General features: G+C 63.4%; 29 protein-coding genes. 17 read left to right on the forward strand and 12 right to left on the reverse strand.

Features of this window, described 5'->3' with window-relative positions; genetic code table 11:
- Nucleotides 1-237: 237 nt before the first annotated feature.
- Nucleotides 238-486 (forward strand): DUF2934 domain-containing protein, encoded by a 249-nt coding sequence (locus FJ867_RS28235; RefSeq protein ID WP_224680492.1) that lies wholly within the window; start codon nt 238-240, stop codon nt 484-486.
- A 63-nt stretch (nt 487-549) separates the two neighbouring features.
- Here FJ867_RS28235 and FJ867_RS28240 read toward each other — a convergent pair whose 3' ends face one another.
- On the reverse strand, nt 550-1,242 hold the full coding sequence (locus FJ867_RS28240) for a glutathione S-transferase family protein (RefSeq protein WP_140494385.1): 693 nt from the start codon (nt 1,240-1,242) through the stop codon (nt 550-552).
- 65 nt (nt 1,243-1,307) lie between these two features.
- Here FJ867_RS28240 and FJ867_RS28245 point away from each other — a divergent pair, with 65 nt between their 5' ends.
- The 4 genes from FJ867_RS28245 to FJ867_RS28260 all read left to right on the forward strand — a co-directional run bounded on the left by FJ867_RS28245 (nt 1,308) and on the right by FJ867_RS28260 (nt 6,870).
- The gene (locus FJ867_RS28245) at nt 1,308-1,820 is read left to right on the forward strand and encodes a DinB family protein (RefSeq protein ID WP_140494383.1); all 513 of its coding nucleotides are present in this window, start codon (nt 1,308-1,310) and stop codon (nt 1,818-1,820) included.
- A 320-nt stretch (nt 1,821-2,140) separates the two neighbouring features.
- On the forward strand, nt 2,141-2,590 hold the full coding sequence (locus FJ867_RS28250) for a MucR family transcriptional regulator (protein ID WP_140494381.1): 450 nt from the start codon (nt 2,141-2,143) through the stop codon (nt 2,588-2,590).
- A gap of 136 nt (nt 2,591-2,726) precedes the next feature.
- Nucleotides 2,727-4,604, forward strand: a complete 1,878-nt coding sequence (locus FJ867_RS28255) for an ABC-F family ATP-binding cassette domain-containing protein (protein WP_140494379.1) — start codon at nt 2,727-2,729, stop codon at nt 4,602-4,604.
- Between the two features lie 157 nt (nt 4,605-4,761).
- On the forward strand, nt 4,762-6,870 hold the full coding sequence (locus FJ867_RS28260) for a molybdopterin oxidoreductase family protein (RefSeq protein WP_140558873.1): 2,109 nt from the start codon (nt 4,762-4,764) through the stop codon (nt 6,868-6,870).
- 11 nt (nt 6,871-6,881) lie between these two features.
- Here the strand turns inward: FJ867_RS28260 and FJ867_RS28265 are convergent, their stop codons facing one another.
- Nucleotides 6,882-8,024: an NAD(P)/FAD-dependent oxidoreductase gene (locus FJ867_RS28265; RefSeq protein ID WP_140819223.1), complete on the reverse strand. Its 1,143-nt coding sequence runs from the start codon at nt 8,022-8,024 to the stop codon at nt 6,882-6,884.
- Between the two features lie 69 nt (nt 8,025-8,093).
- Complete coding sequence (locus FJ867_RS28270; protein WP_181165174.1) at nt 8,094-8,579, reverse strand: Lrp/AsnC family transcriptional regulator; 486 nt, start codon at nt 8,577-8,579, stop codon at nt 8,094-8,096.
- A 96-nt stretch (nt 8,580-8,675) separates the two neighbouring features.
- Here FJ867_RS28270 and FJ867_RS28275 point away from each other — a divergent pair, with 96 nt between their 5' ends.
- From FJ867_RS28275 to FJ867_RS28285, 3 genes are read left to right on the forward strand one after another with little or no spacing between them, the layout of a single operon-like run.
- Entirely contained in the window at nt 8,676-9,884 is a 1,209-nt protein-coding gene (locus FJ867_RS28275; protein ID WP_140819225.1) for a diaminopropionate ammonia-lyase, read from the forward strand.
- Nucleotides 9,881-11,107 carry a Zn-dependent hydrolase gene (locus FJ867_RS28280; protein WP_140738112.1) on the forward strand — a complete coding sequence of 409 codons (1,227 nt, stop codon included), beginning with the start codon at nt 9,881-9,883 and terminating at the stop codon, nt 11,105-11,107. The genes FJ867_RS28275 and FJ867_RS28280 overlap by 4 nt, the downstream gene beginning before the upstream one ends.
- A gap of 18 nt (nt 11,108-11,125) precedes the next feature.
- On the forward strand, nt 11,126-12,283 hold the full coding sequence (locus tag FJ867_RS28285) for a M20 aminoacylase family protein (RefSeq protein WP_140584467.1): 1,158 nt from the start codon (nt 11,126-11,128) through the stop codon (nt 12,281-12,283).
- 213 nt (nt 12,284-12,496) lie between these two features.
- Here FJ867_RS28285 and FJ867_RS28865 read toward each other — a convergent pair whose 3' ends face one another.
- Nucleotides 12,497-12,637, reverse strand: a complete 141-nt coding sequence (locus FJ867_RS28865; protein ID WP_181165131.1) for a hypothetical protein — start codon at nt 12,635-12,637, stop codon at nt 12,497-12,499.
- A 110-nt stretch (nt 12,638-12,747) separates the two neighbouring features.
- On the opposite strand from FJ867_RS28865, the gene FJ867_RS28870 reads away from it, so the two are divergent.
- The 6 genes from FJ867_RS28870 to FJ867_RS28310 all read left to right on the forward strand — a co-directional run bounded on the left by FJ867_RS28870 (nt 12,748) and on the right by FJ867_RS28310 (nt 17,275).
- Complete coding sequence (locus FJ867_RS28870; RefSeq protein WP_181168465.1) at nt 12,748-12,921, forward strand: hypothetical protein; 174 nt, start codon at nt 12,748-12,750, stop codon at nt 12,919-12,921.
- A gap of 69 nt (nt 12,922-12,990) precedes the next feature.
- Nucleotides 12,991-15,084 (forward strand): ATP-dependent helicase, encoded by a 2,094-nt coding sequence (locus FJ867_RS28290; RefSeq protein ID WP_140819227.1) that lies wholly within the window; start codon nt 12,991-12,993, stop codon nt 15,082-15,084.
- A gap of 8 nt (nt 15,085-15,092) precedes the next feature.
- The gene (gene dapB / locus FJ867_RS28295) at nt 15,093-15,866 is read left to right on the forward strand and encodes a 4-hydroxy-tetrahydrodipicolinate reductase (RefSeq protein ID WP_140819229.1); all 774 of its coding nucleotides are present in this window, start codon (nt 15,093-15,095) and stop codon (nt 15,864-15,866) included.
- A gap of 504 nt (nt 15,867-16,370) precedes the next feature.
- Nucleotides 16,371-16,574, forward strand: a complete 204-nt coding sequence (locus tag FJ867_RS28300; RefSeq protein ID WP_140494361.1) for a DUF680 domain-containing protein — start codon at nt 16,371-16,373, stop codon at nt 16,572-16,574.
- A 44-nt stretch (nt 16,575-16,618) separates the two neighbouring features.
- The gene (locus FJ867_RS28305) at nt 16,619-16,846 is read left to right on the forward strand and encodes a DUF680 domain-containing protein (protein ID WP_140494359.1); all 228 of its coding nucleotides are present in this window, start codon (nt 16,619-16,621) and stop codon (nt 16,844-16,846) included.
- Between the two features lie 189 nt (nt 16,847-17,035).
- Entirely contained in the window at nt 17,036-17,275 is a 240-nt protein-coding gene (locus FJ867_RS28310) for a DUF680 domain-containing protein (protein WP_140565085.1), read from the forward strand.
- Between the two features lie 47 nt (nt 17,276-17,322).
- On the opposite strand, the gene FJ867_RS28315 is transcribed toward FJ867_RS28310, so the two are convergent.
- The 5 genes from FJ867_RS28315 to purM all read right to left on the reverse strand — a co-directional run bounded on the left by FJ867_RS28315 (nt 17,323) and on the right by purM (nt 20,323).
- The gene (locus tag FJ867_RS28315; RefSeq protein WP_140565086.1) at nt 17,323-17,832 is read right to left on the reverse strand and encodes a histidine phosphatase family protein; all 510 of its coding nucleotides are present in this window, start codon (nt 17,830-17,832) and stop codon (nt 17,323-17,325) included.
- Nucleotides 17,833-17,883: 51 nt separating this feature from the next.
- Nucleotides 17,884-18,225 (reverse strand): type II toxin-antitoxin system HicB family antitoxin, encoded by a 342-nt coding sequence (locus tag FJ867_RS28320; RefSeq protein ID WP_140494354.1) that lies wholly within the window; start codon nt 18,223-18,225, stop codon nt 17,884-17,886.
- On the reverse strand, nt 18,222-18,455 hold the full coding sequence (locus FJ867_RS28325) for a type II toxin-antitoxin system HicA family toxin (protein WP_246675121.1): 234 nt from the start codon (nt 18,453-18,455) through the stop codon (nt 18,222-18,224). Before FJ867_RS28325 ends, FJ867_RS28320 begins: the two co-directional genes overlap by 4 nt.
- Before the next feature lie 81 nt (nt 18,456-18,536).
- On the reverse strand, nt 18,537-19,250 hold the full coding sequence (gene purN / locus FJ867_RS28330) for a phosphoribosylglycinamide formyltransferase (protein WP_140633827.1): 714 nt from the start codon (nt 19,248-19,250) through the stop codon (nt 18,537-18,539).
- The gene (purM, locus tag FJ867_RS28335; RefSeq protein WP_140633829.1) at nt 19,247-20,323 is read right to left on the reverse strand and encodes a phosphoribosylformylglycinamidine cyclo-ligase; all 1,077 of its coding nucleotides are present in this window, start codon (nt 20,321-20,323) and stop codon (nt 19,247-19,249) included. The genes purN and purM overlap by 4 nt, the downstream gene beginning before the upstream one ends.
- 172 nt (nt 20,324-20,495) lie before the next feature.
- On the opposite strand from purM, the gene FJ867_RS28340 reads away from it, so the two are divergent.
- From FJ867_RS28340 to hdaA, 3 genes are read left to right on the forward strand one after another with little or no spacing between them, the layout of a single operon-like run.
- Nucleotides 20,496-21,053: a CDP-alcohol phosphatidyltransferase family protein gene (locus FJ867_RS28340; RefSeq protein WP_140495033.1), complete on the forward strand. Its 558-nt coding sequence runs from the start codon at nt 20,496-20,498 to the stop codon at nt 21,051-21,053.
- A complete protein-coding gene (locus FJ867_RS28345; RefSeq protein WP_140819231.1) occupies nt 21,025-22,212 on the forward strand; it encodes an AI-2E family transporter in 1,188 nt (395 codons plus the stop codon). Before FJ867_RS28340 ends, FJ867_RS28345 begins: the two co-directional genes overlap by 29 nt.
- A gap of 34 nt (nt 22,213-22,246) precedes the next feature.
- Complete coding sequence (gene hdaA, locus FJ867_RS28350) at nt 22,247-22,951, forward strand: DnaA regulatory inactivator HdaA (protein WP_140515482.1); 705 nt, start codon at nt 22,247-22,249, stop codon at nt 22,949-22,951.
- Between the two features lie 395 nt (nt 22,952-23,346).
- Here hdaA and FJ867_RS28355 read toward each other — a convergent pair whose 3' ends face one another.
- The 3 genes from FJ867_RS28355 to FJ867_RS28365 are packed head-to-tail and all read right to left on the reverse strand — an operon-like array spanning nt 23,347 to nt 26,039.
- On the reverse strand, nt 23,347-24,360 hold the full coding sequence (locus tag FJ867_RS28355) for an ABC transporter substrate-binding protein (protein WP_224646410.1): 1,014 nt from the start codon (nt 24,358-24,360) through the stop codon (nt 23,347-23,349).
- A 24-nt stretch (nt 24,361-24,384) separates the two neighbouring features.
- Entirely contained in the window at nt 24,385-25,173 is a 789-nt protein-coding gene (locus FJ867_RS28360) for an ABC transporter permease (protein WP_140494342.1), read from the reverse strand.
- Nucleotides 25,170-26,039, reverse strand: coding sequence for an ABC transporter ATP-binding protein (locus FJ867_RS28365; RefSeq protein WP_140764100.1), 870 nt, complete (start codon nt 26,037-26,039; stop codon nt 25,170-25,172). Before FJ867_RS28365 ends, FJ867_RS28360 begins: the two co-directional genes overlap by 4 nt.
- Nucleotides 26,040-26,415: the final 376 nt, after the last annotated feature.

A 26,415-nucleotide genomic window follows, 5' to 3' on the forward strand; every position in this document is an offset into this window, starting at 1 on the left:
TGAACCGCTTCGACGCCAAAACAGAAGCGGACAGATCATGTGCTACCAAACCGGACAACTTGATTAGCTACCGACAGAGGAAGTCGACGGGGGAAGTCGACGCCATGCGCGTTTGCGTGCCGGGCCGATATCGGCGATGCCGCCAGCCCGAGATCGGACGGCTGCAATATTAGGCTTTGCTTGCTATAGTCACATGTCGGCGCCGCGCTGAGGTCGGCCCGGATGGAGACCATGACCATGACAGACGATCGCCAGGAGCGCATTCGCAGCCGCGCACATCATATCTGGCAGGAAGAAGGGCAACCGGCCGGACAGCATGAGCGCCATTGGCAACAGGCGACAGCCGACATCGACCAGGAGGATGCAGGGTCATCCGGGTTGAAGAAGCCAGCAAGAAAGGCGGCCGTCGCCGGCAAGGCAAAAACCGCGCCCAAAGAGGCCAAGACCGCGGCCAAGCCCGGTAAGCCAAAAAAGGCGGCCAAATAAGACCTGGCCATATCGGAGCCGATGGCTCGTCGTTAGCCCTGCCGCAAGATCAGGCGCTACGGTTCACGCGGCCGCCGCAACCGTTCGACCCAGCCCGCCATGCAGGTCGAGGCAGCGGGCGAACCACTGCGCCACGACATCGTGGTCGTCGAGCAATGGGTAGGGCGAGGCGACGCGTGCCCATTGCAGCGCGCCGAACACGATATAGTCGGCGAACAGGGGCGAATCTCCGCCGATGAATGGCTGATAGGCGAGCATCGAGCGCAGCGGCTCCAGCGAAGCCCTGAAATTGCCAAGCCCGGCATCCCGCGCGGCCATCACCTCTTCCAGGCTCTTGCCCAGGCGCTGCTCCCGGCTCTGGCGGAAATAGGCGGCGTTCTCCGTATCCTGCATGGCATAAAGGTCCATGATCGCGGCGGTGGTCACATAGGGATGGATGGTCAGTTGCGACCAGCGCTCGATGAAGCGCGCCATGGCCTTGCCGCCTTCGCCGCCAAACAGCGACGGCCGGTCCGGATAGGTTTCGTCGAGATAAAGCGCGATGGCGAAGGAATCCGCGACGACCGTCTCGCCGTCGCGGATCACCGGCACGAGTTTCGATGCGCCGCCCTCGACGCGGGGCACTTCGAGAAAACGTGTCGGCACCGCGCTGATCTCCAGCCCCTTATGAGCCAGCGCCATCGTCGCCTTCCAGCAATGCGGGCTGAAGGGGCGGGTGGCGTCGCGTCCGACGAGATCATAAAGCAGAATGGTCATTGGCGGCGGCTTCCTTGCGGTTTAGGTATCCCGCAACGCCTCGACACAGGCCGGCGGGAGAAAAGATGAAACGGCACTTCATGATGTTTGCGGCCTATAATCAATGGGCCAATGGCCGCATCTACGATGCCGCCGCCGATCTCGACGAAGAGGAATTCAATCGCGACGTCGGCGCTTTCTTCGGCTCGATGAAGGGCACGCTCAACCATCTCCTGGCCGCCGATCGCATCTGGATGAAGCGCTTTACCGGCGAGGGCGATGCGCCGACGGCGCTGGACGCCATACTGTACCAGGCGTTGCCGGGCCTGCGCATGGCGCGCGAGGCGGAGGACCGGCGGATCGTCGACTGGGTTGGCGGTTTGAGCGACAAGGCGCTGTCGGGCCGCTTTATATACATGACGGTATCGGACATGCGCACCGTCTCGCAACGGCTGGCTCCGGCGCTCGACCACGTCTTCAACCACCAGACCCACCACCGCGGCCAGGCCCATATGATCCTGACGGTTCTGGGCCGCCCTTCCGTGCAGCTCGACCTGGCGCATTTCCAGCGCACCGAGGAAGGGCGCGCATACGCCTGATTTCGGCCGCCGGCTGCGATAGAGCAGTTTTCACCGTTTCACGGAAACTGCGAACTGAGGGCCGAAAGACGTTGGAGCGCGTTATGACCGACGGCGCGTGTTTTACAGATATTGGCCTTCCAACCGGGCCGCCTAAGTCTGCCGACCCGAAAAATTAGCTTTTCTAGTTTGCACGGAGCCGATTTCCCTAAAAAATATTTGACTGCAAGTCTTGATTCGTTTTGAGATTTGCTGGTCCGTTTGGGGGACGCGGTTAAATAAATGCATCGACGAAATTCTTCTCTGGGGTAGATGATTTTGTCGCAAATAGGGTGAAAGATTTGTCAAATATCGAGGATAAGACCGTTATCGAGCTGACCGCTGACATTGTCTCGGCCTATGTCGGCAACAACCCGCTGCCGGTTTCCGGCCTGCCTGACCTGATTGCCAGCGTCAGTGCCTCGGTGCGAAAGCTCGGAGGTGCCGTTGTCGCGGAAAGCCCAAGCCTGGTTCCTGCGGTGAACCCGAAGAAGTCGGTTTTTCCCGACTACATCGTCTGCCTGGAGGACGGCAAGAAGTTCAAGTCGCTCAAGCGGCACCTCAGGACGGACTATGGGCTGAGCCCGGATGAGTATCGCACCAAATGGGGCCTGCCGCCCGACTATCCGATGGTCGCTCCGAACTACTCAGCGACACGGTCAGCGCTGGCGAAGTCGACGGGACTTGGCCGCAAGCCGGCAGCGCCGGCCCCCGTGGCCAAGGCGACAAAGCGCGGCAAAGCCAGCGCCTGAGCGCGGCCGACCGCAGCCGGAAGCCTCTGAGCTGCGATGTTGACGGCGCCATTTCGCGCGCCGTTTTCATGCCTTGCGTGGCCAACCGGCCCGCAAGGTCTTGCGAAGCGCCGGTCTCCCGTGCAAAAGCGCGGCCATGCTTATCATCAACGACCTCTCGCTGCGCATGGCGGGGCGCTTGCTTCTCGACCATGCCTCGCTGACCTTGCCGGCCGGCACCAAGGCCGGACTTGTCGGCCGCAACGGTACCGGCAAGACCACGCTGTTCAAGGCCATAACAGGCGATTTCCCTTCCGAGACGGGCTCGATCAGCCTGCCGAAGAACACGCGGATCGGCCAGGTGGCGCAAGAAGCGCCCGGAACCGAGGAGCCGCTGATCGAGATCGTGCTCAAGGCCGACCTCGAGCGCACGGCGCTGCTCGAGGAGGAAAAGACGGCGACCGATCCGCACCGTATTGCCGACATCCATATGCGGCTGGCCGATATCGACGCGCATTCGGCCGAGTCGCGCGCCGCCACCATCCTGGCCGGTCTCGGCTTCGACGACGCCGCGCAGCGCCGCCCGGCCTCCTCGTTTTCCGGCGGCTGGCGCATGCGCGTGGCACTCGCTGCCGTGCTGTTTTCCGAACCCGATCTTCTGCTGCTCGACGAGCCGACCAACTATCTCGATCTCGAAGGCACGCTGTGGCTCGAAAACTATGTTTCCAAATATCCGCACACGGTGCTGCTGATCTCGCACGATCGCGACCTGCTTAACCGCGCCGTCAACTCGATCGTCCATCTCGACCAGAAGAAGCTGACCTTCTGGCGCGGCGGCTACGACCAGTTCGAACGCCAGTACACCGAGCAGAAAGAACAGCAGGAAAAGGGCCGCATCAAGCAGGAAGCCGCCCGCAAGCATATGGAATCCTTCGTCGAGCGTTTTCGCGCAAAGGCATCCAAGGCAAGACAGGCTCAGTCCCGCATCAAGGCGCTTGAAAAGATGAAGCCGATCACGGCCATCGTGAACGACACGGTGCGGCCATTCTCTTTCCCGGAGCCGGTGAAGACGGTGGCCTCGCCGATCGTCGCGCTGAACAATGTCAATGTCGGCTATACACCCGGTGAGCCGATCCTGAAGAAGATGACCTTGCGCATCGATGCCGACGACCGCATCGCGCTGCTTGGCGCCAATGGCAACGGCAAGTCGACCTTTGCCAAGCTTCTCTCCGGCCGCCTGAAGCAGGAGACCGGCACCATGACCGTGGCGCCCGGGCTGAAGGTGGCGATCTTCGCACAGCACCAGCTCGACGATCTCAGGCCTGAGGAAAATGCCTACGAGCATGTTCGCAGGCTGATGCCCGAAGCGCCGGAATCGAAAGTGCGCGGCCGTGTCGCCCAGTTTGGGCTCACGACCGAAAAGATGAATACGGCGGCGAAAGACCTGTCCGGCGGCGAGAAGGCGCGGCTGTTGATGGGTCTGTCGGCCTTCGAGGGGCCGAACCTGTTCATCCTTGACGAGCCGACCAATCATCTCGACATCGATAGCCGCGAATCCTTGATCCATGCGCTGAACGAGTTCCCCGGCGCCGTCATCCTGATCTCGCACGACCGCCATCTCCTGGAAGCGACGGCGGACCGGCTGTGGCTGGTCAAGGATGGCGCCGTCAACCCCTATGACGGCGACCTCGAAGATTACAAGACGCTGGTCACAGGCGTGTCCGGCGACCGGCGCGAGCGGCGCGAGGCGGAAAAAGCCTCGAAGGCCGACCGCCGCCGCGAGGCGGCCCAGCGCCGCGCCGCCTTTGAGCCGCTGGCCAAGGAAATTCGCGCCACCGAAGCGCTGATGGACCGCATCCGCAAGCGCATCGACGGCATCGAGGACGAACTGGCCAACCCGGCGATCTACGAAAAGGATCCGTCGACGGCGACAAGGCTGGCGAAGGAGCGATCGCAACTCGCCCAGACGCTCGCCGGCCACGAGGAAAAGTGGCTGACCATGTCGGCCGAATACGAGGAAGGCACGGCGGAGTAGTTACCCTCCCCCTTGTGGGGAGGGTCGATCCGCGAAGCGGAGCGGGGTGGGGGTCTGCGCCACAACCCACCCCGGCGCTACGCGCCGACCCTCTCCTTCAAGGGGACGGTCAGATCTGGCCCTACACGCCTTGCCCGAAACCCGCTAAACAAACCCCATGAACCAGCACGCCAGCCTTCGCATCGGCCATTCGGCCTGTCCGCATGATTGCCCGTCGACCTGCGCGCTCGAGGTCGAGTTGCTTGACGGCAACCGCATCGGCCGCGTCCATGGTGCCAAGTCCAACAACTATACGGCCGGCGTCGTCTGCGCCAAGGTTGCTCGTTACGCCGACCGCGTCCACCATCCCGACCGCTTGCTGAAGCCGCTGGTGCGCAAAGGCGCCAAGGGCGAGGGCGCCTGGCAGGAAATAAGTTGGGAGGCGGCGCTGGACCTCGTCGCCGAAAAGTTCATCGCGGCCGAGGAAAAATACGGCTCGGAGACGGTCTGGCCCTATTTCTATGCCGGCACGATGGGGCTGGTGCAGCGCGACGGCATCGAGCGGCTGCGGCATGCGAAGAGATATTCGGGCTTCTTCGGCTCGATCTGCACCAACCTGGCCTGGACCGGCTGGATGATGGGGGCGGGCGCGCTGCGCGGTCCCGACCCGCGCGAAATGGCCAAGTCCGATTGCGTGGTGATCTGGGGCACCAATGCCGTGGTGACCCAAGTCAACGTCATGACCCACGCCATCAAGGCACGCAAGGAGCGCGGTGCCAGGATCGTGGTCATCGACGTCTATGAGAACGCCACGATGAAGCAGGCCGATATGGGCCTTGTCCTGAAGCCTGGCACCGATGGCGCGATGGCTTGCGCGGTTATGCATGTGCTGTTCAGGGAAGGCTTGGCTGACCGCGCCTATCTCGAGAAATACACCGATGACCCGAAAGGTCTGGAAGCGCATCTGCGCACACGCTCACCCGAATGGGCGGCCGCGATCACCGGATTGACTGTGGCCGAGATAGAGAGTTTTGCCCGTCTCGTCGGCACGACCAGGAAAACCTATTTCCGCCTCGGCTACGGCTTTGCCCGCCAGCGCAACGGCGCGGTCAACATGCATGCCGCCTCCTGCATCGCCGCCGTCACCGGCGCCTGGCAATATGAGGGCGGCGGCGCCTTCCATTCCAATTCCGGCATCTTCAAGCTCAACCAGGAGGTGCTGGAGGGCACGCGCATGCGCGATCCCTCGATCCGCTTTCTCGATCATTCGCGCATCGGCCCGGTGCTGACGGGGGCGCCGGATGCGCTCTATGGCGGGCCGCCGGTGACGGCGCTGCTCATCCAGAACACCAACCCGGCCAATGTCGCGCCCGAGCAGCGACTGGTGAAGCAGGGTTTCTTGCGTGAGGATCTGTTCACCTGCGTGCACGAGCAGTTCATGACCGACACGGCCAAGCTCGCCGACGTCGTGCTGCCGGCAACGATGTTCGTCGAGCATGACGACATCTACAAGGGCGGCGGCAACCAGCACATCACGCTCGGCCCGAAGCTGATCGAGCCGCCGGAAGGGCCGCGCACCAACCATTTCGTCATCGAGCAATTGGCTGAGCGCCTCGGAGTCGCCGACAGGCCGGGCTTCGGCCTCACCGAACAGCAGCATATCGACATCATCCTGGGCAAGCGCGGGTTGGGCAGCTTTGCCAGCCTGAAGGAGCAGAAATGGGTCGACCTGCAGCCGGATTTCGAAACCGCGCATTTCACCAAGGGCTTCGGCCATGCGGACGGCAAATTCCGCTTCCGCGCCGATTGGACCGGACAAGCCGCCCCCAATAGGCCGCCGAAAAGCATGGGCCTGTTCGGCCCGGTGGAGCAGTTGCCGCAATTTCCTGATCATGTCGACCTGATCGAGGTTGCCGACGAGGCGCATCCGTTCCGGCTGGCTACGTCGCCGGCACGCAACTTCCTCAACTCGACCTTTTCCGAAACGCCGGTGTCGAAGGCCAAGGAAGGCCGGCCGGAATTGCTCTTGCATCCCGACGATGCCGCCGCACACGGTTTGGCAGAGGGCGATCGTGTTGAACTCGGCAATGCGCGCGGCGAGGTGGTGCTGCATGCGAGGCTGTTCGACGGCATCAAGCGCGGCGTGGTGATCGCCGAAGGCATCTGGCCGAACAGCGCGCATGAGCGCGGCGAGGGCATCAACGTGCTGACTGGCGCCGATGCACCCGCACCCTATGGCGGCGCGGCATTCCACGACAACAAGGTGTGGCTGCGCAAGGCAAGCTGAGCGGCCTCAGCTCATACCGGCAGGGTTTCGGCCGTCCTTTTTCTGTTCTGCCGGAGACGAATGTCGTCGGCGATCGCCTGGGCTTCGATTCCGATTTCGCGCAGCAGGCCGGTGACCGAATTGTGGAAGCCGACGAGATAAAGACCGAGTTCCGAAGCGCGCGCATTGACGCCGCTGGCGCCAGGCTCGACGCCGGGCTGGAGGAATTTGGCATAGGCTGGGCGGTAGCCGGTGGCGAAGATGATCGCGTCGAAGTCGCTGTGACGACCATCGACGAAACGGGCGCCGCCCTCTGATATCTCGGCAATGTCGGGCGCGACCTTGATCGCGCCTTCGCGGATCTTGCCGATGGTGCCGACATCGATCACCGGGATGCGCGACGCCAGGGATATCTGCTCCAGCAATCCCTGCTTGGGCCGTTTGAGCCCATATTTCTCCAGCCTGCCCAACACCAGATCGAGGATGATAGGGAACGCGGCGTCATTGACGCGTCGCGGCCCCAGGCGCGTCGCCATGCTGACGACCTGGATGGGCACCCCGAGCAGTTCGCGCGGCACGATATGGACGCCGCCGCGCACGGAGATCGTCGGATGCGCGCCGCCTTCCGCCAGGTCGAGCGCGATCTCGGCGCCGGTGTTGCCCATGCCGATGACCAGCACCGACTGGCCGGCAAACGGCGTGTTGTTGCGGTAATCCGCGCTGTGCAGACTTTTGCCCTTGAAACTGCCGGCGCCGGCGAATGCCGGCATCAGCGGCTCGGCATTGTATCCAGACGCAATCACCACATGGGAAGCGCGCACGGTGCCTGATGTCGCTTCGACGCCCCAGCTTCTGCCCTGCCGGCGGATCGCCCGCACCGCTTCTCCAAAGCGGGGCCGCAGATCGAAGCGTTGCGCATAGGCATCGAGGTATTCGACGAACAGATCACGTGGCACATAGCGCGGATAATGCCTGGGGAAGGGCACGAAGGGCAGGGATGAATAGCGCTTGGTCGTGTGCAGGTGGACGCGCTCGTAGTGGCGCCGCCAGGCGGGAGCGGGCTGCTGCTCTTTTTCAAGCAAGATGAAGTCGACCCCGGCCTGCCGCAGGCACGCGGCAACGGCCAGGCCCGCCGGCCCGGCACCGATGATCGCAACCGGGGTGGTGTCGTGCAAGCGCGCCTCCCGCCGCTAATTCGCGATGCGGAGAATGGCGAAAGCCTGCCAGACATGCAACCTGATCGCTCATCCCGGCAGCGGCACCGTCAGGCCGACCTTGACGCGGTCCATGGCCACGAAGGTGCGGAATTTGCGGACATTGTTGCTGTTGAAGAACAGGCGCCGCGTCAGCGCCTCATAGGCGCTCATGTCGGCCACCGTGATGGCCAGGATGAAGTCGGCCTCGCCTGTCACATAGTAGCACTGCTGGACTTCCGGCGCCGCCAGGAATTGCCGCTTGGCCGCGTCGATCAGTTCGGTGCGTTCGCTTTCGAGTTCGACCTCGACGAAGATGGTGATGGGCTGGCCGACCGCCGCCGGTTCGATGACCGCGACATTGGCCGCGATGACGCCGGTCTGTTGCATGCGCTTGATACGGCGCTGCACCGCCGGCGCCGACAGGTTCACGGCCTCGCCGATCAGTCGCTGCGGCGTCGTGTTGTCCTTCTGCAGCACGGCGAGAATGGCGAGGTCGAAACTGTCGAGCGAGGCTGGCAACGCGGGCAATGGCATGTCCTGAGGAAACAAACTTGCATTTCGGGGCCTTGAATACAGCGCTTTTTGCGCCTGCCTTGCAATATAGTCTCGTTGTCAGCCAAGGAGGCCTTGATGTTCCTGCTCAACCGCAATGCCTTGCACGGCAGCCCACTCGATCCGGTCGACGCCGAAACGCTTGGGGTTGCGGGCGCCGACGCGGCCGAGCGTTTCCTGTCCCATCGCGGCAATCATCAGGAGACGCCGCTGCATGCGCTGCCGGCGCTGGCCGCCGAACTGGGCATTGGCGCCATCCACCTCAAGGATGAGGGTTTTCGCCTCGGCCTCGGTAGCTTCAAGGCTCTTGGGGGCGCTTATGCCGTCGTTCATCTGGTGCTGGAGGAAGCCGGCCGCCGGCTTGGCAGGCCGCTCGGCATCGCCGATCTCGATCAGCCCGATGTCAGGGCGGTCGCCGCCACCATGACGATGATTTGCGCGACCGACGGCAATCACGGCCGCTCGGTGGCACAGGGCGCGCGGCTTGTCGGGGCCAGGGCGACGATCTTCGTCCATGCCGGCGTCAGCGACGAGCGCATCACGGCTATCGCCCGCTACGGCGCCGAGATGATCCGCGTCGACGGCAACTACGATGATTCGGTCAGGCAAGCCGCACGCGTCGCGACGGACAAGGGCTGGACCGTCGTGTCCGATACGTCGTGGCCGGGCTATGAGCGCATTCCAGGCCTCGTCATGCAAGGCTACACCGCGATCATGCGCGAGGCGCTGCGCCAGCTCGGCGAACCGCCGACCCATGTCTTCGTCCAGGCTGGGGTCGGCGGCATTGCCGCCGCCCTGGCTGGCCATCTCGCCATCGTGCTCGGCGATGCCAGGCCGGTCTTCACGGTGGTCGAGCCCGCACGTGCCGCTTGCATCCTGGGCGCCGCCAGGGCTGGCCATCCTGTCAAGATCGCGCATGGCGAAGCGACTGTCATGGCAATGCTCGAATGCTACGAGGCGTCGCCTGTCGCCTGGCGCGTGCTGGCGCGTGCCGCCGATGCGTTCATGACCGTCGACGAGGAGGATGCGGTCGCCGTGATGCGGAGGCTTGCGCGGCCGGCCGGCGGCGATCCGGCCATCGTTGCCGGCGAAAGCGGCGGGGTCGGCCTGGCCGGATTGGTCCGGGCGCTGGCCGACAACAGGGGCGAACTCGGCCTCGACAGGCTCTCGCGGGTGCTGGTCGTCAACACCGAAGGTGCAACCGATCCCAAGCGTTATGCCGAACTCGTCGGCGTGGCCGCCGCGGATGTACTTGCGGGCAAAGTACTTTCTGGAGCAACGCCATGATCTCGGTCGACGCGCGGCGGCTGCTTGACCGTATTCGGGACCTCGGCGCCATCGGCCGCGACGGCGAGGGCCGGCTGGTGCGGCTTGCCGCCTCGGACGCCGACCGGCAGGGCCGCGACCGCTTCGTCGGCTGGTTGCGCGAGGCGGGGCTCGAAGTCGCCATCGACCGCATGGGCAATATCTTCGGCATCTGGCGGACGCCTGGGAATGCCGGGCAGGCGCCGATCCTGATAGGCTCGCATATCGATACGGTCATAGATGCCGGCATTTATGACGGCTGTTACGGCGTGCTGGCCGGGCTGGAGGCAATCGAGACACTGAAGGCGTCAGGCTTTGTCCTGTCGCGCCCGTTGGCCGTCGCCGCCTTCACCAATGAGGAAGGCGTGCGCTATTCCCCCGACATGATGGGCTCGCTGGTTCATGCCGGCGGTGTTGCGATCGACGAGGCGCTGGCGGCCGTGGGGACGGACGGCAGCGTGCTCGGGCAGGAACTGGCGCGCATCGGCTATGCCGGCGACGAGCAGCCGGGCTTCCTCAAGCCGCATACCTATCTCGAACTGCATATCGAGCAGGGCCCGGTGCTGGAGCGCGAAGGCGTGCCGATCGGCGCGGTGGAAAACCTGCAAGGCATCTCCTGGCAGCGCATCACCATCGACGGGGTCGCCAACCATGCCGGCACCACGCCGATGTCGATGCGCAGCGACGCCGGCCATGCGGCCGCCCGTGTCGTCGCCTTCCTGCACGATCGTGCCAAGGCTTCGAACACGCCGACCGTCGCCACCGTCGGCACGATGCGTTTCGAGCCCAACGCCATCAACGTCATTCCCTCGCGAGCGGTCTTCACCATCGACCTGCGCGATCCTTTCGAGCACCGGTTGCAGGCGGAGGAAGCAGCACTCGCCGCTCACCTCGAAGAACTCGCCGCCGCCGAAGGCGTGACGATCTCGGTCGAGCGGCTGGCGCGCTTCGAGCCGGTGATCTTCGACAGCCGCATCGTGGAGCTGATCGAGGCCGCTGCCATCAGTCGCGGGCTGGTTTCGAAGCGCATGACGTCCGGCGCCGGCCATGATGCGCAGATGATGGCGCGTATCGCACCTGCCGCGATGATCTTCGTGCCGAGCGCCGGCGGCATCAGCCATAATCCGCGCGAATACACCGAGGATACCGAGCTCGTCGCCGGCGCCAACATTCTGCTCGATGTCGTCACCCGACTTGCAACCTAGTTTGAGAGGGGCGGAGAAATGGCCAAAATCGATCTCGATGCCTTGAAGCAGGAGATGACCGGCTGGCGGCGCGATCTGCATGCCCATCCGGAATTCGGGCTCGAGGAAAAGCGCACCGCGGCCTTCGTCGCTGCCAAACTGCGCGAATTCGGCCTCGACGATGTGACCGAGGGCGTCGGCGGCACCGGCGTCGTCGGCACGCTGAAGCGCGGCAGCGGCAACAGGGCGATCGCGCTCAGGGCCGATATGGATGCCCTGCGCATCACCGAGCAATCGGCTGTGGCCTATGGCTCGCAAAATCCCGGAATCATGCACGCCTGCGGCCATGACGGCCACACCACCATGCTGCTCGGCGCGGCGAAGCTGCTGGCCGGGGAGGGCGGGTTCAACGGCACGGTGCGCTTCATCTTTCAGCCGGCCGAGGAGTGGGGCAGGGGCGCGCTGGCCATGCTCGACGATGGGTTGATGCGCCGCTTTCCCTTCGATGAGATTTTCGGCCTGCACAATCTGCCCGGATTGCCGATTGGCCATTTCGAAACCCGCCCCGGCCCGATGATGTCGGCCGAGGATATCTTCGAGATCGTTCTGAGAGGCCTCGGCGGCCACGCTGCCGGGCCGCAGGACGGCCGGGAGACACTGGTCGCCGCTTGCGCGCTGGTCACCAATCTGCAAACCATCGTCTCGCGCCGGCTGAGCCCGGCCGACATATCGGTGGTCTCGGTAACCGAGCTGATCACCGACGGCACCCGCAACGCGCTGCCCGGCCTTGCCCGTATCCTGGGAGACGCCCGCAGCTTTCGCCCCGAGGTCAGCGCCGAGATCGAGAAGCAGATGCGCACCATCGCCGCCGGCACCGCCGCCGCCTACAACGTCACCGCCGAGGTCGCCTACAGCAGGGAATTCGTGCCGCTGCACAACGACGCCGAATTGGTCGACGAGGCCTTTGCAGCCGCCGGAAACGTGTTCCTGCCCGAAGGCGTCGCCGTCGCCCGCGAGCCGATGACCGGCTCTGAGGATTTTGCCCGTTTCCTCGCTCACGTGCCCGGTTGCTTTGTCTTCCTCGGCAATGGCGACACGGCGCCGCTGCACAATCCGAGCTACGACTTCAACGATGACGGCCTGCTGTTCGGCACGAATTTCCATGCCGCGGTCGTCAGACGGCGATTGGGAGCATGAACGGCGCGGTCGTTCCGGAATTTGGCGGGAAGCCAAAGGGGTGGAATCCCCATGACGCTACGGCAAGACTCAGCTAACATCCACATTGCGGCGGACCTGATATCCGCCTGGCCGGCGCTATCAGGCACCTCCCAAGCGGCGCCGGCCGTCCTCTCCAGGCTGTGCTTTGTGCTGTCCCGCCGTGGTCCGCGGCGTTGCTGCACGCATGTCAACTCATTTGCCGGTCTTATCGGCTACAGGATTGCCGTCGGCGTGCGGGTTTTCCGCTGCCGGAGCCTTGGTTGGCGGGACGTTGTTGTCGCAGGCCGACACGGCCAGAACGATCAGCAGAAGGCCTAGGGAGAGCTTCTTCATCGCTACCTCCTCTCGTCTGACAACGAGACGACTTCCGTTTGGTTGCGACGATCAAGCCGAGGAACAAAAGCTCATGTCTCCGGTTGGATCAGGCAAAGGAGGACTGCTGGATGATCCGTCTGCTCTTGGCCTGTACCATCGCCTTCGTCACTTACCGCCTCGCGCGCAAGCTGATCGAGGACGTACCCGACACCGTCGATCCCCTGTTGCTGCCAGTCCCGCAGAATGATCGGGAGACATTGCGCAGGCAGTCGGCAGCGATGGGTGTCGATCCGGAACGCTGACCTGTCGACCTTGAGCTCGCCGCGCCGCTTCCTTGTTGCGAACAAAGCGGAAACGATGCTTGATGGGCGATGAACCTTGCCGCTCATGATTCGACATTTCGGGAACCGACCGACCAGCCTGCTTATCTCGCAAGGCTGAACGATGCCCAACGCCAGGCTGTCGAGCATGGCGACGGCAGGATCGCCGGACCGCTGCTGGTCATTGCCGGCGCCGGCTCGGGCAAGACCAACACGCTGGCGCATCGCGTAGCCCATCTCATCGTCAAGGGCGCTGATCCGCGCCGCATCCTGCTGATGACGTTTTCACGTCGCGCCGCCTCCGAAATGGCCAGGCGCGTCGAGCGCATCGCTGGCGAGGTGCTCGGCCGTGACGCCTCGATCGTCACTGACGCGCTGACCTGGGCCGGCACCTTCCATGGCATCGGTGCACGGCTACTGCGCGATTACGCGCAGGAGATCGGCCTCGATCCGGCGTTCACCATCCACGATCGCGAGGATTCGGCCGACCTGATGAACCTGGTGCGCCACGAACTCGGCTTCTCGAAGGCGGAAGCGCGCTTTCCGACCAAGGGCACCTGCCTTGCCATCTATTCGCGCGCCGTCAACGCGCAGGCGCCGCTCGGCGAGGTGCTGGGCTCCGCCTTTCCGTGGTGCGCCGGATGGGGCGAACAGCTGAAGCAGCTGTTCGCCGGCTATGTCGAGGCCAAGCAGGCGCAGAACGTGCTCGATTACGATGACCTGCTGCTCTACTGGGCGCAGATGACGGCCGAACCGGAGATAGCGATGCATCTGGGCGGGCGCTTCGACCATGTGCTGGTCGACGAATACCAGGATACCAACCGGCTGCAGGCCTCGATCCTCATGGCGCTCAAACCCGATGGCGCCGGCCTAACGGTGGTCGGCGACGATGCGCAATCGATCTATTCGTTCCGCGCCGCCGAGGTGCGCAACATCCTGGACTTTCCCAAGCAGTTCGCGCAGGCCGCCGATGTGGTGATGCTGGAGCGCAACTACCGCTCGACCGAAACCATTTTGGCCGCCGCCAATGCGGTGATCGGCGAGGCCTCGGAACGCTTCACCAAAAACCTGTGGTCGGAACGCAAATCCGCCGCCAAGCCGAGGCTGGTGACTGTACGCGACGAGGTCGAACAGGCCAATTTCGTCTGCGAGGCCATCCTGGCCGAGCGCGAGGCCGGCACGGCGCTGAAATCGCAGGCGGTGCTGTTTCGCGCCTCGCACCACAGCGGGCCTCTGGAAATCGAGCTGACGCGGCGCAACATTCCCTTCGTCAAGTTCGGTGGGCTGAAATTCCTCGATGCCGCTCACGTCAAGGATGTGCTGGCGGTGCTGCGCTTTGCCGAAAACCCGCGCGACCGCGTCGCCGGATTTCGCGTGCTGCAGCTTTTGCCCGGCATCGGCCCGTCGGCCGCCGCGCAGGTCGTCGAGACGATGACATCGGCGCTGGACGAGGCGATGGGCCTTGCCGGCTGGCGGCCGCCGCAGCGCGCGGCGGATGACTGGCCGGGCTTCGTCTCGCTCTACTCCGGCCTGCGTGCCGGCGCCAAATGGCCGGCCGATCTCGAACAGGTCAGGCTCTGGTACGAGCCGCATCTCGAGCGCATCCACGAGGACGCAACCACGCGCCGGGCCGACCTTCTGCAGCTCGAGCAGATCGGATCCGGCTACGCTTCGCGCGAACGGTTCCTGACCGAGCTGACGCTCGATCCGCCGGACGCGACCAGCGACCAGGCCGGGCCGCCGCACCGCGACGAGGATTATTTGATCCTGTCGACCATCCACTCGGCCAAGGGCCAGGAGTGGAAGAACGTGTTTGTGCTCAACACCGTCGATGGCTGCATTCCGGCCGATCTCGGTGTTGGTACCAGGGAAGATATCGAGGAGGAGCGCCGGCTGCTTTACGTGGCGATGACAAGGGCCAAGGACAGCCTCAACCTGGTCATGCCGCAGCGCTTCTTTCCGCATGGCCAGGCGGCGCGCGGCGACCGCCATGTCTATGCCTCGCGCACGCGCTTCATCCCGGCCTCCCTCCTTGCGGCATTCGAACAGACGGTATGGCCGGCAGCGCAAGCAGCACCGGGCAGGGCGCCCCGGCCGGAGATACACGTCGACATTGGCGCGCGCATGCGCGGCATGTGGAAATAGCCGCGGCGATGGCGCCAGTCAGGATCGCAATTGCCGGTGCGCTCGGCCGCATGGGGCGCCAGATGGCGGACGCCGTGCAGGCCGACTCGCGGCTGGCGCTTACTGCCCGCTTTCATCGACCGGGCATTGCCGGCGATGGCCTGGTCAGCCGCGACGAGGCGCTCGGCCTGGCCGATGTGGTCGTCGATTTCACCACGCCGGCGGCATCGGCCGATCTGGCGAGAGCCTGCGCCGGCCGTCGCGGGCCTGCCATGGTCATTGGCTCGACCGGTTTCGATGACGCTGAATTGGCAGCCATCGCCGATGCCGCGAAAACCGTTGTCATCGTACGCTCCGGGAGCTTTTCGCTTGGGCTGAACATGCTGGTCGGATTGGTCGAGCAGGCGGCGAGAGCGCTCGGTCCCGCGGACTGGGATGCAGAGATTTTAGAGGCGCATCACCGCCACAAGATCGATGCGCCATCTGGCACCGCCCTGATGCTCGGCCAAGCCATTGCCGACGGACGCGGCGTCGAGCTTGATGCGATGGCGAGGCGTGTTCGCGACGGTGTCACCGGTGCGCGGCCTGCCGGCGAGATCGGCTTCGCGGTGCTGCGCGGCGGCAGCATCGTCGGCGAGCACAGCGTCAGCTTCTGCACCGGGGGCGAGATCGTCACCCTGTCGCATGCGGCCGAGGACCGCGTCATGTTCGCCCGTGGCGCCATCGCCGCAGCCCTCTGGGTGACCGGGCGACCGCCCGGTCAATACGATATGCGCGACGTCCTTGGCTTTGGCGCTTCCTGACGGGCCAGAACCCGCCGCTTTCCATTTCTCCAGTCGCCAAAATGATTGAAAGCTTGAGCCTGCCGCGACCGGAGGCGAAGCCTCCGCGTGGAGAATGCGGGGCGCCTTTTGGCGCGTCCTTCAGCCCGTTTGCAGCGACAATGACGACCCAGCCGCGAAGCAAACGCCCGGATGCGGTCACTCGCGCGGGCATCACGTAGATAAAACCGAACCGTTCGGTTCGATTTATGTTGACGGACCGTACATCAAACGGTGAACGTACGCTCTGCGCAAACGGGTGGGCTCAATGGAATTTTCTAAACAACTCATTGATTTAACGGGACAAAATTGTGGCAGCCAGCGATGTCGTTTCAATTTCAAGGGCCGTCCCACAGCTTTTTTGGCACATTTTCGTGACTGGAAACGACAACACCGCAGACCCATCTCGGGGTGGTCCGAGCGACGCGAAATCCTCCCAAGGGCACGCCACTAGACGGACAGAACAAACATACTGGAGTAACCAAAATGACCAAGATCGCTCTTACCGCCGCTGCCATCCTCGTTGCCACGGGCACCGCTTTCGCCGGCAGCGACAATTATGGTTCGGCCAACGCCAATCAGCCCGCCGCCGCTGTCGACCATTCCGTCACCGCTTCGATCTCGAAGACGAATGGAACCGTCCAGGCCCCGGCTTCGCAGGGCGCCGACCGCAACCTTTTCGGCCGTTGATCGCGACTGCCGACATCAACCAACTTGAACTCAGGAGTAAAGAAATGACCAAGATCGCTCTTACCGCCGCCGCCATTCTCATTGCCACGGGCAGCGCCTTTGCCGGCAGCGACAATTATGGTTCCAACAATGTCAACCAGCCGGTTGCCAACCAGTCGACCTCCAACATCGACACCACGCATACCGGCTCGATCACCAAGTCCATAAAGGCGCAGGGCGACGCGAATGCCAACGTGCCGGCTCAGTCTGGCCAGGGCATCTGGGGCCGTTGATTCTGTAAGTCTTCGACCACAAAGAGCGGTGGGCCCGGCCCGCCGCTCTTGTTTTTTGCGCATGACCAATCCTCCAAGCTCGGCAGAAAACAATCCGAGCCCAGGAATAAAACAGAACTGCCTGGGGTCTTGTCCTTAGCGGAACCGTCCTCCCAAGACGCCGCCTAACGGATGAACCAGGAGATTGAAATGAACAAGATCGCCCTCGCCACCGCCGCCATCCTCGTTGCGACCGGCAGCGCCTTTGCCGGCAGCGACCATTATGGCTCCGACAATGCCAACCAGCCCGTCGCCCCGATAGCGGGCGTGGATCACGTTGTCACCGGCGCGCTCACGGAGACGGGCATGGCCGGCCACGAGACAGGCGATGCCAAGACGAAGCCCGCTACCGACTGGCGCGAACCCGGCCAGGGCATCTGGGGCAACTAGCGGCCCGGGCGCGCAGTGGCCCTGGTTGCCCGCTCAACCCTGGATTTCTAGCGCAGATCCTTCAGACGCAGGCAATGCGTCAGCCGCGCGGACGACAGGTTGGACCAGTCGCCCTGGAAAACGAGGCGCGCAAAGGCTGCCGTTGGAAATTTTCCTTCGAGCCTCCTGCGCGCCTTGGCCTCTGACCCTGGCCCGGCAAGCTGTTTCGCCAGATATTGCAGACCGGGATTGTGGCCGACCACCAGCAAGCTGTCGTTCGACGGATCGGCTTGACGAATCTGGCTCAGAATATCCGTCGCCGAGGCTTCATAAAGCGCCTCGGAGAACGCGACTCGTGGATGCGCTGGCAACTCCGCGTCCACCAGCCGCCAGGTCTCACGGGTGCGCAGCGCCGGCGATACCAGCGCCTGGTCCGGCAGCCACCCGCGCGCCGCGAGTTCGCGCCCTATCAATTGGGCCGCCTTCAATCCGCGTTCGGCGAGCGGCCGGTCGAAATCGGGGAGGTTGGGATCGTCCCAACTCGACTTGGCGTGGCGCAGCACAAACAACTGTTTCACGATACTCCCGGTCGAATGGCGGATGCAGATGGAGACAGGACAGCTGCTGGTTCAGGCAATTTGCTTTTCGGCGGCCTCGCGCAAGACTTCTTCTCCCCACTGGTTCAGGCTCTTGCCTGCGAGTTCCGCTGCCATTGCGACTTTTGAATGAACCGAGGGGTCAACGCGCAACATGAGATTGCCGGAATAAGGTCTTTGCGGCGACTTACCGATTTTCGCGCAAGTTTCGACATAGTCGTCCACGGCTTCATGGAAGGCGGCTTTTAGCCCCGCGACAGTTTCTGAATGGAAGGATACGCCGTCTCGAATACCGGCAATACGGCCGAAGAAAATCTCGTCATCGTCATCATAATCAACACGGGCCGAATAGCCCTTGTAGGTCATCGCATTCATGGCTTCACTCCGATCCTCAACAAGAATTGGCGAGCATCCCGTACTTGATATCGCTTTGCTTCCTTTGAAGGGTGCAGCCGGTGGAACGTCTCGACTTCGCTCTTAAAGACAAAACGCACGCGTGAGCCGCTTCCTTCGATCACCTGGCAACCAACGGCGACCAGCAAGGCTTCGACGGCAATCCATTCGATACTGCCCGAAACTGGATCGGTGAATATCGCTTTGAGCACGCGCCTATGCTTGCTGTTCATGCAAGCATGAGATAGGCGGGTGCGCCAAAGTTTGCAATCAAATTATGACTGCAAAAATGCCTACGGCGTGATCCGCGCCAATTGCTCGAAATCGATTTCCTCGCGCAGCGGGCTCGGCGCAATGATCATCGAGGTTGCGTTTTCGGCATCGTCGGCGAAGCGGGCAAACACGGTGCGGCCCTTTTCCATCCGAGCCTTGCCCTCGGCGACCAGCCCCAGCGCCAGCGGATAGAGCTGGTGTTCGACCTTGAGCACCCGTGCGGCCAGCATGTCGGCATTGTCGCCGACCATTACCGGCACCGCCGCCTGTGCGATGATCGGGCCGTCATCCATCTCGGACGTGACGAAATGCACCGTGCAGCCATGAATGCGCATGCCCGCCGCCAGCGCGCGCGCATGTGTGTCGAGCCCCTTGAAGGCCGGCAACAGCGCGGGGTGGATGTTGATCATGCGGCCTTGCCATTTTTGGACGAGGCCGCTGGTCAAAATGCGCATATAGCCGGCCAGTGCCACGATCTCGGCATTGAAGGCCGTGAGGGCCGCATCGATCGCGGCGTCGTGCGCCTGCTTGCTGGCGTGGTCGGCCCGGGAAATCACCTGGGTGGCGATGCCGCGCGCCCTCGCCATGCCGAGCCCGGCGGCATCCGCCTTGTCGGAGATGACGCCGACGATTTCGGCCGGGAAAGCCGGGTCGCTGGCGGCGGCGATCAGCGCCGTCATGTTGGAACCGCGCCCCGAGATCAGAACGACAGTGCGTTTCTTCTGCGCACTCATAGACCGATCGAACCCCGATAGATGACGCCGGCGTCGCGGCGCGGCACGATCCGGCCGATCGGCGTCACCGTCTCGCCGGCTTCCTGCAAGACGGCAGCGACCTGCGCCGCCTGGCCGGACGCCACCGCCAGGATCATGCCGATGCCGCAGTTGAAGGTGCGCATCATCTCTTCGGGCGCCACACCGCCGGTTTTGGCCAGCCATGAGAACACAGGAGGCACGTCGATGGCGTCGAGATCGAGCTCGGCCGAGAACTCCTTCGGCAGAACGCGCGGAATGTTTTCGGGGAAGCCGCCGCCGGTGATATGGGCCAGCGCCTTGATGCCGTGCGTGTTGCGGATCGCCTTCAGGATCGATTTCACATAGATCCGGGTCGGCTCGAGCAGCGCCTCGGCCAATGTGGCCTCGTCATTGAAGGGAGCCGGATCGGTCCATGCCAGGCCGCTGGTCGCAACGATGCGGCGCACCAGCGAAAAGCCGTTCGAATGCAGGCCCGACGAACCCAGCCCCAGCAGCACGTCGCCCTCGACGATGTCGTCGGTGGGCAGAAGCTGGCCGCGCTCGGCCGCGCCCACGGCAAAACCGGCAAGGTCATAGTCCTTGCCGTGATACATGCCCGGCATTTCCGCCGTCTCGCCGCCGATCAGCGCGCAGCCGGCCTGCCGGCAGCCCGCGGCGATGCCGCTGACGATCACCGCACCCTGGTCCGGATCGAGCTTGCCGGTGGCGAAATAGTCGAGGAAGAACAGTGGTTCGGCACCCTGCACGACGATGTCGTTGACGCACATGGCGACGAGGTCGATGCCGATCGTGTCGTGCTTGCCTGCGTCGATGGCGATCTTCAGCTTGGTGCCGACGCCGTCATTTGCGGCGACCAGCACCGGGTCGGTAAAGCCGGCGGCTTTGAGGTCGAACAAGCCGCCGAAACCGCCGATCTCGCCATCGGCGCCCGGCCGGCGCGTCGCCTTGACCAGCGGTTTGATCTTCTCGACCATGAGATTGCCGGCATCGATGTCGACGCCAGCCTCGGCATAGGTGAGCCCGTTCTTACGCTTGACTGTATCGCGCTTCATATCTGGCTTGTCGCTGTTTCCTTTGCGGCTCTTCGCATGAACGGTTTCGGTCCGCAAGGAAAACGGCGCTGAAACTGCCGCTCCCCACCAGGGGAAGCTCGGCAGCTTCTCTCTTGCGCCCATCCCCCGTCTCCATCATCTATCGTTCAGACAGAAGCGACGGGACATGCGCTTGACCATCCCCAACCTGATCACAATCATGCGCCTTGTCCTGGTGCCTGCCGTGGTGCTGGCCATGCTGCAGGCGCGCTGGGATTGGGCCTTTGCCGGGTTCCTCGTTGCCGGCATCTCGGACGGCGTCGACGGCTTCATCGCCCGCCGGTTCAACCAGCATTCCAAGCTCGGCGCCTATCTCGATCCGGTGGCCGACAAGCTGCTCCTGGTTTCCGTGTTCGTCGTCCTGGGCTTCATCGGGCAATTGCCGCTGTGGCTGGTCGTCACCATGGTGTCGCGCGACGCGCTGATCATTTGCGCGGTGCTGTTGTCCACCGTGATGGCCCATCCCGTCGAGATGAAGCCGCTCCTCGTCTCCAAGGTCAACACCGCCATCCAGATTGTACTGGCGGCGCTGGTACTGGGTGAGCTTGCTTTTTCGATCCATCTCGATCCACTTCGTCCCGCCCTCATAATGCTGTCCGGGGTCTTGACCGTGGCTTCGGCCGCAGCCTATCTCGTGGCTTGGCTGAGGCATATGAGCGGCTATGGCGAAGGCTCCACCCCGGGCACCTGACAAAGAAGCTGCGGCGAGCGCGCCGGCGGCAGCCGGGGATGATCCATCCGCCGGATTCCGCCGGCAGATCTTCTTCTGGCTTGCCGGCGTCGCCGCGCTCGCGCTTTTCCTCTATGTTTTCAGCGCCATCCTCTTGCCCTTCGTGGCCGGCATGGTGCTCGCCTATTTCCTCGATCCCGTGGCCGACCGGCTGCAGCGGCTCGGCCTCAGCCGTTTCATGGCAACGGTGGTCATCCTCATCACCTTCCTTGTCGTGCTGGTGCTGGCCTTTGTCATCCTCATCCCGGTGCTGGCGACGCAGATGGCCGATTTTGCCGGCAAGTTGCCTGAGTACCTGACGCGGCTTCAGAGCCTGATCACCTCGTTCGATCCGAAATGGCTGGAACAGAAATTCGGCGTCAACGCCAATGGCCTGCGCGACGGATTGAATTCACTGCTGACATCCGGCTTCGGTCTGCTGACAACCGTGTTCACCTCGATATGGAGTTCGGGCGTGGCGCTGGTCTCGGTGATCAGCCTGTTCGTGGTGACGCCGGTTGTCGCCTTCTACATGCTGCTCGACTGGGACCGCATGGTGGCGGTGATCGACAGCTGGGTGCCGCGGGACAATGTCGCCACGGTGCGCGCCATCGCCAGGGACATCAACACGGCAACGGCCGGCTTCGTGCGCGGGCAGGGCACGCTGTGCCTGGTGCTGGGCGCCATGTATGCCACCGGCCTGACGCTGACCGGTCTCAATTTCGGCATCCTCATCGGCCTGTTCGCCGGGCTGATCTCCTTCATCCCCTATGTCGGTTCGCTGACCGGGCTGGTGCTGGCCGTCGGCGTTGCCTTCGTCCAGTTCTGGCCGGACTGGGCCATGGTCGTAGCGGTCGCGGTGGTGTTCTTCATCGGCCAGTTCATCGAGGGCAATATCTTGCAGCCGCGGCTGGTCGGCAAAAGCGTCGGCTTGCATCCGGTGTGGCTGATGTTCGCGCTGTTTGCCTTCGGCGCGCTGTTTGGCTTCGTCGGCCTGCTGATTGCGGTGCCTGCATCGGCCGCGGTCGCGGTGCTGGTGCGCTTTGCCATTGCGCGTTATCTGGAATCGCCGCTCTACAAGGGTCACGGCAAGGCCGTGCCGCCATTGCCGGCCGATCGTCGCAAAGGCATCAATCCATGATCCGGCCTGGCCGGGTCGCGCGGCTGAGCCTGGCATGAGCGACCAGAGGGCCGACCCGCCGCGCCAGCTGCCGCTCGATCTCGGCCATGGCACCGGCTATTCGCGAGACGAACTCGTCGTCTCCGGCACCAACAACCAGGCAGTGGCGCTGGTCGACCGCTGGCCGGACTGGCCCTCGCCGGTGGTCGTGCTGGCCGGTCCGGCCGGTTCCGGCAAGACCCATCTGGCCTCGATCTGGCGGGCACGGGCGGATGCCGTTCAGGTCGACGCGCACCGCGTCGGCGACAGCATTGTAAATCTCGGTGCCCGGCCGGCGCTGATCGACGACGTCGATACCGGCACAGTCGACCAGCAAGGGCTGTTTCATCTGATCAATGCGGTGCGCGGCAGCGGCTCGCATTTGCTTTTGACGGCGCGCCGCTTTCCCTCGGCCTGGGGCGTCACGCTGCCGGATCTGGCGTCGCGGCTGAAGGCGGCGGCAACCGTCGAGATCCACGAACCCGACGATCTCCTGCTGGCAGGTGTCATCACCAAGCTGTTCGCCGACCGCCAGGTCGAGGTCGAGCCGCATGTCGTGCAATATCTGGTGCGCCGCATCGAGCGCTCCCTGGCGACGGCCATGCGCGTGGTGGAGCGGCTGGACCGCGCCGCGCTCGAACGCAAGACGCCGATCACCCGGGCGCTGGCGGCTGAAACCGTCAGCGCCATGGACGAGGGGCAGGGCGAGTTCGAGGTTTAGGGCGCGATGGTCGGCCGGCCAGCAAATGGTGGTTCCATGTCCCTTTAACCGTCCCATTTCGGGAAACAAAGCTGGCACCGATCTTGCGATACAAGCTTGCCGGCTGACCCCGGTCCTGATTGCGTTCCAAATCAGGTTGTAGGCTCGCCGGGAGTGGGGCGGTTGGGGTTCTCGCCCGGCGAGCTTACCTTCATGTGACTTCAGTCACCCTCACTATTGCTGCGCGTTCGGCTTGCCCGCGCAATGCCAAGCTAGGTGAGAGAAGAACGGGTATTCGTCAATTGACGGATACCAAAAATGGCGACGAGGCCACCGAGTCGCTGAAATGCCGGCGCTCGGTGAACTCCGTGGCTAAGGCGAACGAGCCATATGCCCGCTGCTTGGCGTTGATCTCGTCAGTTGGCCTTCTTCGCCTTGTTCACATAGTCGTTCGTGTACGTCTGCGTGATATCGATCTTGGCGTTGGCCACATCGGGCGAACCGAGAGAGAAAACGTCGAGCACGGCCTGCGCGCCTTTTGGATCCATGAGCCCGGTGGTCGAATACATGGGGATCGCATTTTTCAACGCGGCCAGATAGGCGTCCTTGTCGCTGCCGATCAGATTGTCGGGGATCTGGGCCATGATCTCTTCGGCGCTGTGGGAGTGAATGTAATCCAGCGTGGCAAGCATGGCATTGGTCAATCCCTGCGTTGCTTGGGGATGCGCGGCCATCCATTCCGGCCGGGTGTAAAGCGCTCCGCCGGGATAGTCGCCTCCGAATACCGCCTCGGTATCCTTCTGGGTGCGCGTGTCCGCCAGGATGGTCAGGTCCTTATGCCTGGCCTGAAGCACGGTGACGGCCGGATCGAGCGTCACCACGGCGTCGATCTGCCCTTGCTCCATGGCGGCGACGGCGGTAGCGCCCAGCCCAACGCCGATCACGGCGGCGGATGTCGGGTCGATGCCGTTCTTCTGCAGAAGGAACTTCAGGAAGAAGTCGGTCGAGGAACCGGGAGCGGTCACGCCGACCTTTTTGCCAGCAAGGTCCTTCACTGACTTGATCTTGCCGGTCTGGTCCGGCGCCACCGCCAGCACCAGTCCCGGGAACTGGTCGTAAACGACGAAGGATTGCAGGCGCTGGTTCTTGGCGGCCAATTTCACCGTGTGATCGAAATAGCCGGACACCACATCCGCGCTGCCACCCAATACTGCGGTCAGCGATTGAGAACCACCCTTGAAATCGACGAGGTCTGCATCGATGCCGGCTTTTTCGTAAGCGCCGATCTGTTTGGCGAGCACGGTCGGCATATAGCAGAGGCATGACGCTCCGCCGATCGAAATGGTGACCTTTTCGGCGGCCCCCGCGTCTGTGGCCACCGCGAGCAATACGACGGCGGCGGCCGCCAGTTTCGAAATGATCCTCATGATCTCCTCCTTGAGCTGGATTGGGCCCTATCGGCCTGGTTTCGAGAATTCAGGCCGCCAGACAAGCAGCCTTTTTTCGATCAGCGTGACGATCCAGTCGATCAAGAGCACAAAAGCGGCGAGGACGAACATTCCGGCAAAGACGCCCGCCACGTCGAACACGCCCTCGGCCTGCTGTATCAGATAGCCTAGTCCGCCGGCCGCACCGAGATATTCGCCGACCACGGCGCCGACCACGGCAAATCCGACGGAGATATGGAGCGATGAAAACACCCAGGACAATGCCGATGGCATATAGACGTGGCGCAGCAATTGCCGTTCGTTCATGCCGAGCATTCGGGCATTGGCCAGCACCGTCGTGTTCACCTCCCTCACGCCCTGGTAGACATTGAAGAAGACGATGAAGAAAACCAGCGTCACGCCCAAGGCAACCTTGGACCAGATGCCGAGGCCAAACCAAAGCGTGAAGATCGGCGCCAGCACGACGCGGGGAAGCGCATTGGCCGCCTTTACATAGGGATCGAAGACGGCCGCAAGTCTCGGCTTGCGGGCAAACCAGAAGCCGATCGCGATCGCTGCCAGCGAGCCGATGGCGAAGGCCAGCATGGACTCCCACAGCGTGATCCACAGATGATGCCAGATCGTCCCGGTGGCAAACCACCTCCATATCTGGCCTGCCACCGCCAATGGGGTCGAGAAGAAGAAGGAAATATTGTTCGGATCGCCGATCAGGTGCGTCGTCGACGCTGCCTGCCAGAGCGCGATGACGATGACGGCCACGGTTAGCTGTGCGAAAAGCAGCGTCGTCCTTTTCATCGGATCGCTCCTTCTTCAATCTCGCCGTAAGCCTTGAGCACTTCCTTCTTCAGCATGTGCCAGATGTCGCGATGCAATTCCTGGAAGCGCGGTTCCAGCCTGATTTCCGAAATATCGCGTGGACGCGCCAGCGGGATTGGAAAGTCGCCGATGATGCGTGCCGAGGGACCGGCTGACATCACCACCACGCGATCAGCCAGCGCGATCGCTTCTTCGAGGTCGTGGGTGACGAACATCACCGCCTTGCGGTCGTCCGACCACAGCTTGAGCAAAAGGCCGCCCATGATCAGCCGCGTCTGTGCGTCGAGCGGTCCGAAGGGTTCGTCCATGAGGAGGATCTTGGGATCGCGGATCAGGACCTGCGCAAGAGCAACGCGCTTTTTCTGGCCGCCTGAAAGCATGTGAGGGTAGCGCTCGCAGAAAGCAGCCAGGCCGACGCGTCCGAGCCATGCTCGCGCGCGTTCCTTTGCTTCGGAAGAGGGCACGCCTGCCACTTCCAGCCCGATGGCCACATTGTCCAGAGCGGTCTTCCAGGGCATCAATGCATCCTGCTGGAAGAGGTAGCCAGCCTGTCTGTTGAGACCGCGAAGCGGGGCGCCGAACACACGGACGCTGCCTGCCGAAGGCACGAGAAGCCCTGCGCCGGCATTCAGCAGCGTTGACTTGCCGCAGCCCGTCGGCCCAATGATCGCCACGAATTCCTGGTCGCCGACTTTCAGATCGGCGCGGGCTACCGCCTGGAAGCTACGCCCAGCCGCCAATGCGAAATCTATGGTCACTCCATCGAGATCGACCGCGATCCCGGGTCCGGCTGGCGGCTGTCTGAATTTTGTCTCCGTGCCGCCCGTGGCGGTTTCCGTCGTCATGCCGAATGCCGCCCTGCGCCGAGACGGGTGGGTGTCCAACTGTCGCTCATGGTTCCTCCGTGAGGCTTTAGCGGAGACCGTCGATGTCCGATGGTCATCTGTCGCCCCACACCGTGCCGTGTTCCGGCTCACAATAGTCGATGCGGTGGAGCAGGCAACTTTGCCGTCCGCGGCTTTTTGTTGCGACCGTGACATGCAGCAGCAAAGACAACTGGCCGCGCGGAGATTGCCGACAGCCCCATTCTGCACCCGACACATTGCCATTCGCAGGCGCCAACGGCCCTCGATTGCCTTTTCTGTTGAGCGACCCGAGACATAGGTGACGTTTTGTACCGGACACATGGGTAACACTTTTGGCTTTTGGCCGGAGGTGTTG

Source organism: Mesorhizobium sp. B2-5-3, assembly GCF_006441005.1.
GTDB lineage: Bacteria > Pseudomonadota > Alphaproteobacteria > Rhizobiales > Rhizobiaceae > Mesorhizobium.

Bases quoted from the DNA above. Each gene is read 5' to 3' on its own strand.
- FJ867_RS28235 (WP_224680492.1), top strand. From the start codon at position 238: ATGACAGACGATCGCCAGGAGCGCATTCGCAGCCGCGCACATCATATC.
- FJ867_RS28240 (WP_140494385.1), bottom strand. From the start codon at position 1,242: ATGACCATTCTGCTTTATGATCTCGTCGGACGCGACGCCACCCGCCCC.
- FJ867_RS28245 (WP_140494383.1), top strand. From the start codon at position 1,308: ATGAAACGGCACTTCATGATGTTTGCGGCCTATAATCAATGGGCCAAT.
- FJ867_RS28255 (WP_140494379.1), top strand. From the start codon at position 2,727: ATGCTTATCATCAACGACCTCTCGCTGCGCATGGCGGGGCGCTTGCTT.
- FJ867_RS28260 (WP_140558873.1), top strand. From the start codon at position 4,762: ATGAACCAGCACGCCAGCCTTCGCATCGGCCATTCGGCCTGTCCGCAT.
- FJ867_RS28270 (WP_181165174.1), bottom strand. From the start codon at position 8,579: ATGCCATTGCCCGCGTTGCCAGCCTCGCTCGACAGTTTCGACCTCGCC.
- FJ867_RS28275 (WP_140819225.1), top strand. From the start codon at position 8,676: ATGTTCCTGCTCAACCGCAATGCCTTGCACGGCAGCCCACTCGATCCG.
- FJ867_RS28280 (WP_140738112.1), top strand. From the start codon at position 9,881: ATGATCTCGGTCGACGCGCGGCGGCTGCTTGACCGTATTCGGGACCTC.
- FJ867_RS28285 (WP_140584467.1), top strand. From the start codon at position 11,126: ATGGCCAAAATCGATCTCGATGCCTTGAAGCAGGAGATGACCGGCTGG.
- FJ867_RS28865 (WP_181165131.1), bottom strand. From the start codon at position 12,637: ATGAAGAAGCTCTCCCTAGGCCTTCTGCTGATCGTTCTGGCCGTGTCG.
- FJ867_RS28870 (WP_181168465.1), top strand. From the start codon at position 12,748: ATGATCCGTCTGCTCTTGGCCTGTACCATCGCCTTCGTCACTTACCGC.
- FJ867_RS28290 (WP_140819227.1), top strand. From the start codon at position 12,991: ATGAACCTTGCCGCTCATGATTCGACATTTCGGGAACCGACCGACCAG.
- dapB (WP_140819229.1), top strand. From the start codon at position 15,093: ATGGCGCCAGTCAGGATCGCAATTGCCGGTGCGCTCGGCCGCATGGGG.
- FJ867_RS28300 (WP_140494361.1), top strand. From the start codon at position 16,371: ATGACCAAGATCGCTCTTACCGCCGCTGCCATCCTCGTTGCCACGGGC.
- FJ867_RS28305 (WP_140494359.1), top strand. From the start codon at position 16,619: ATGACCAAGATCGCTCTTACCGCCGCCGCCATTCTCATTGCCACGGGC.
- FJ867_RS28310 (WP_140565085.1), top strand. From the start codon at position 17,036: ATGAACAAGATCGCCCTCGCCACCGCCGCCATCCTCGTTGCGACCGGC.
- FJ867_RS28320 (WP_140494354.1), bottom strand. From the start codon at position 18,225: ATGAATGCGATGACCTACAAGGGCTATTCGGCCCGTGTTGATTATGAT.
- purN (WP_140633827.1), bottom strand. From the start codon at position 19,250: ATGAGTGCGCAGAAGAAACGCACTGTCGTTCTGATCTCGGGGCGCGGT.
- purM (WP_140633829.1), bottom strand. From the start codon at position 20,323: ATGAAGCGCGATACAGTCAAGCGTAAGAACGGGCTCACCTATGCCGAG.
- FJ867_RS28345 (WP_140819231.1), top strand. From the start codon at position 21,025: ATGGCGAAGGCTCCACCCCGGGCACCTGACAAAGAAGCTGCGGCGAGC.
- hdaA (WP_140515482.1), top strand. From the start codon at position 22,247: ATGAGCGACCAGAGGGCCGACCCGCCGCGCCAGCTGCCGCTCGATCTC.
- FJ867_RS28360 (WP_140494342.1), bottom strand. From the start codon at position 25,173: ATGAAAAGGACGACGCTGCTTTTCGCACAGCTAACCGTGGCCGTCATC.
- FJ867_RS28365 (WP_140764100.1), bottom strand. From the start codon at position 26,039: ATGACGACGGAAACCGCCACGGGCGGCACGGAGACAAAATTCAGACAG.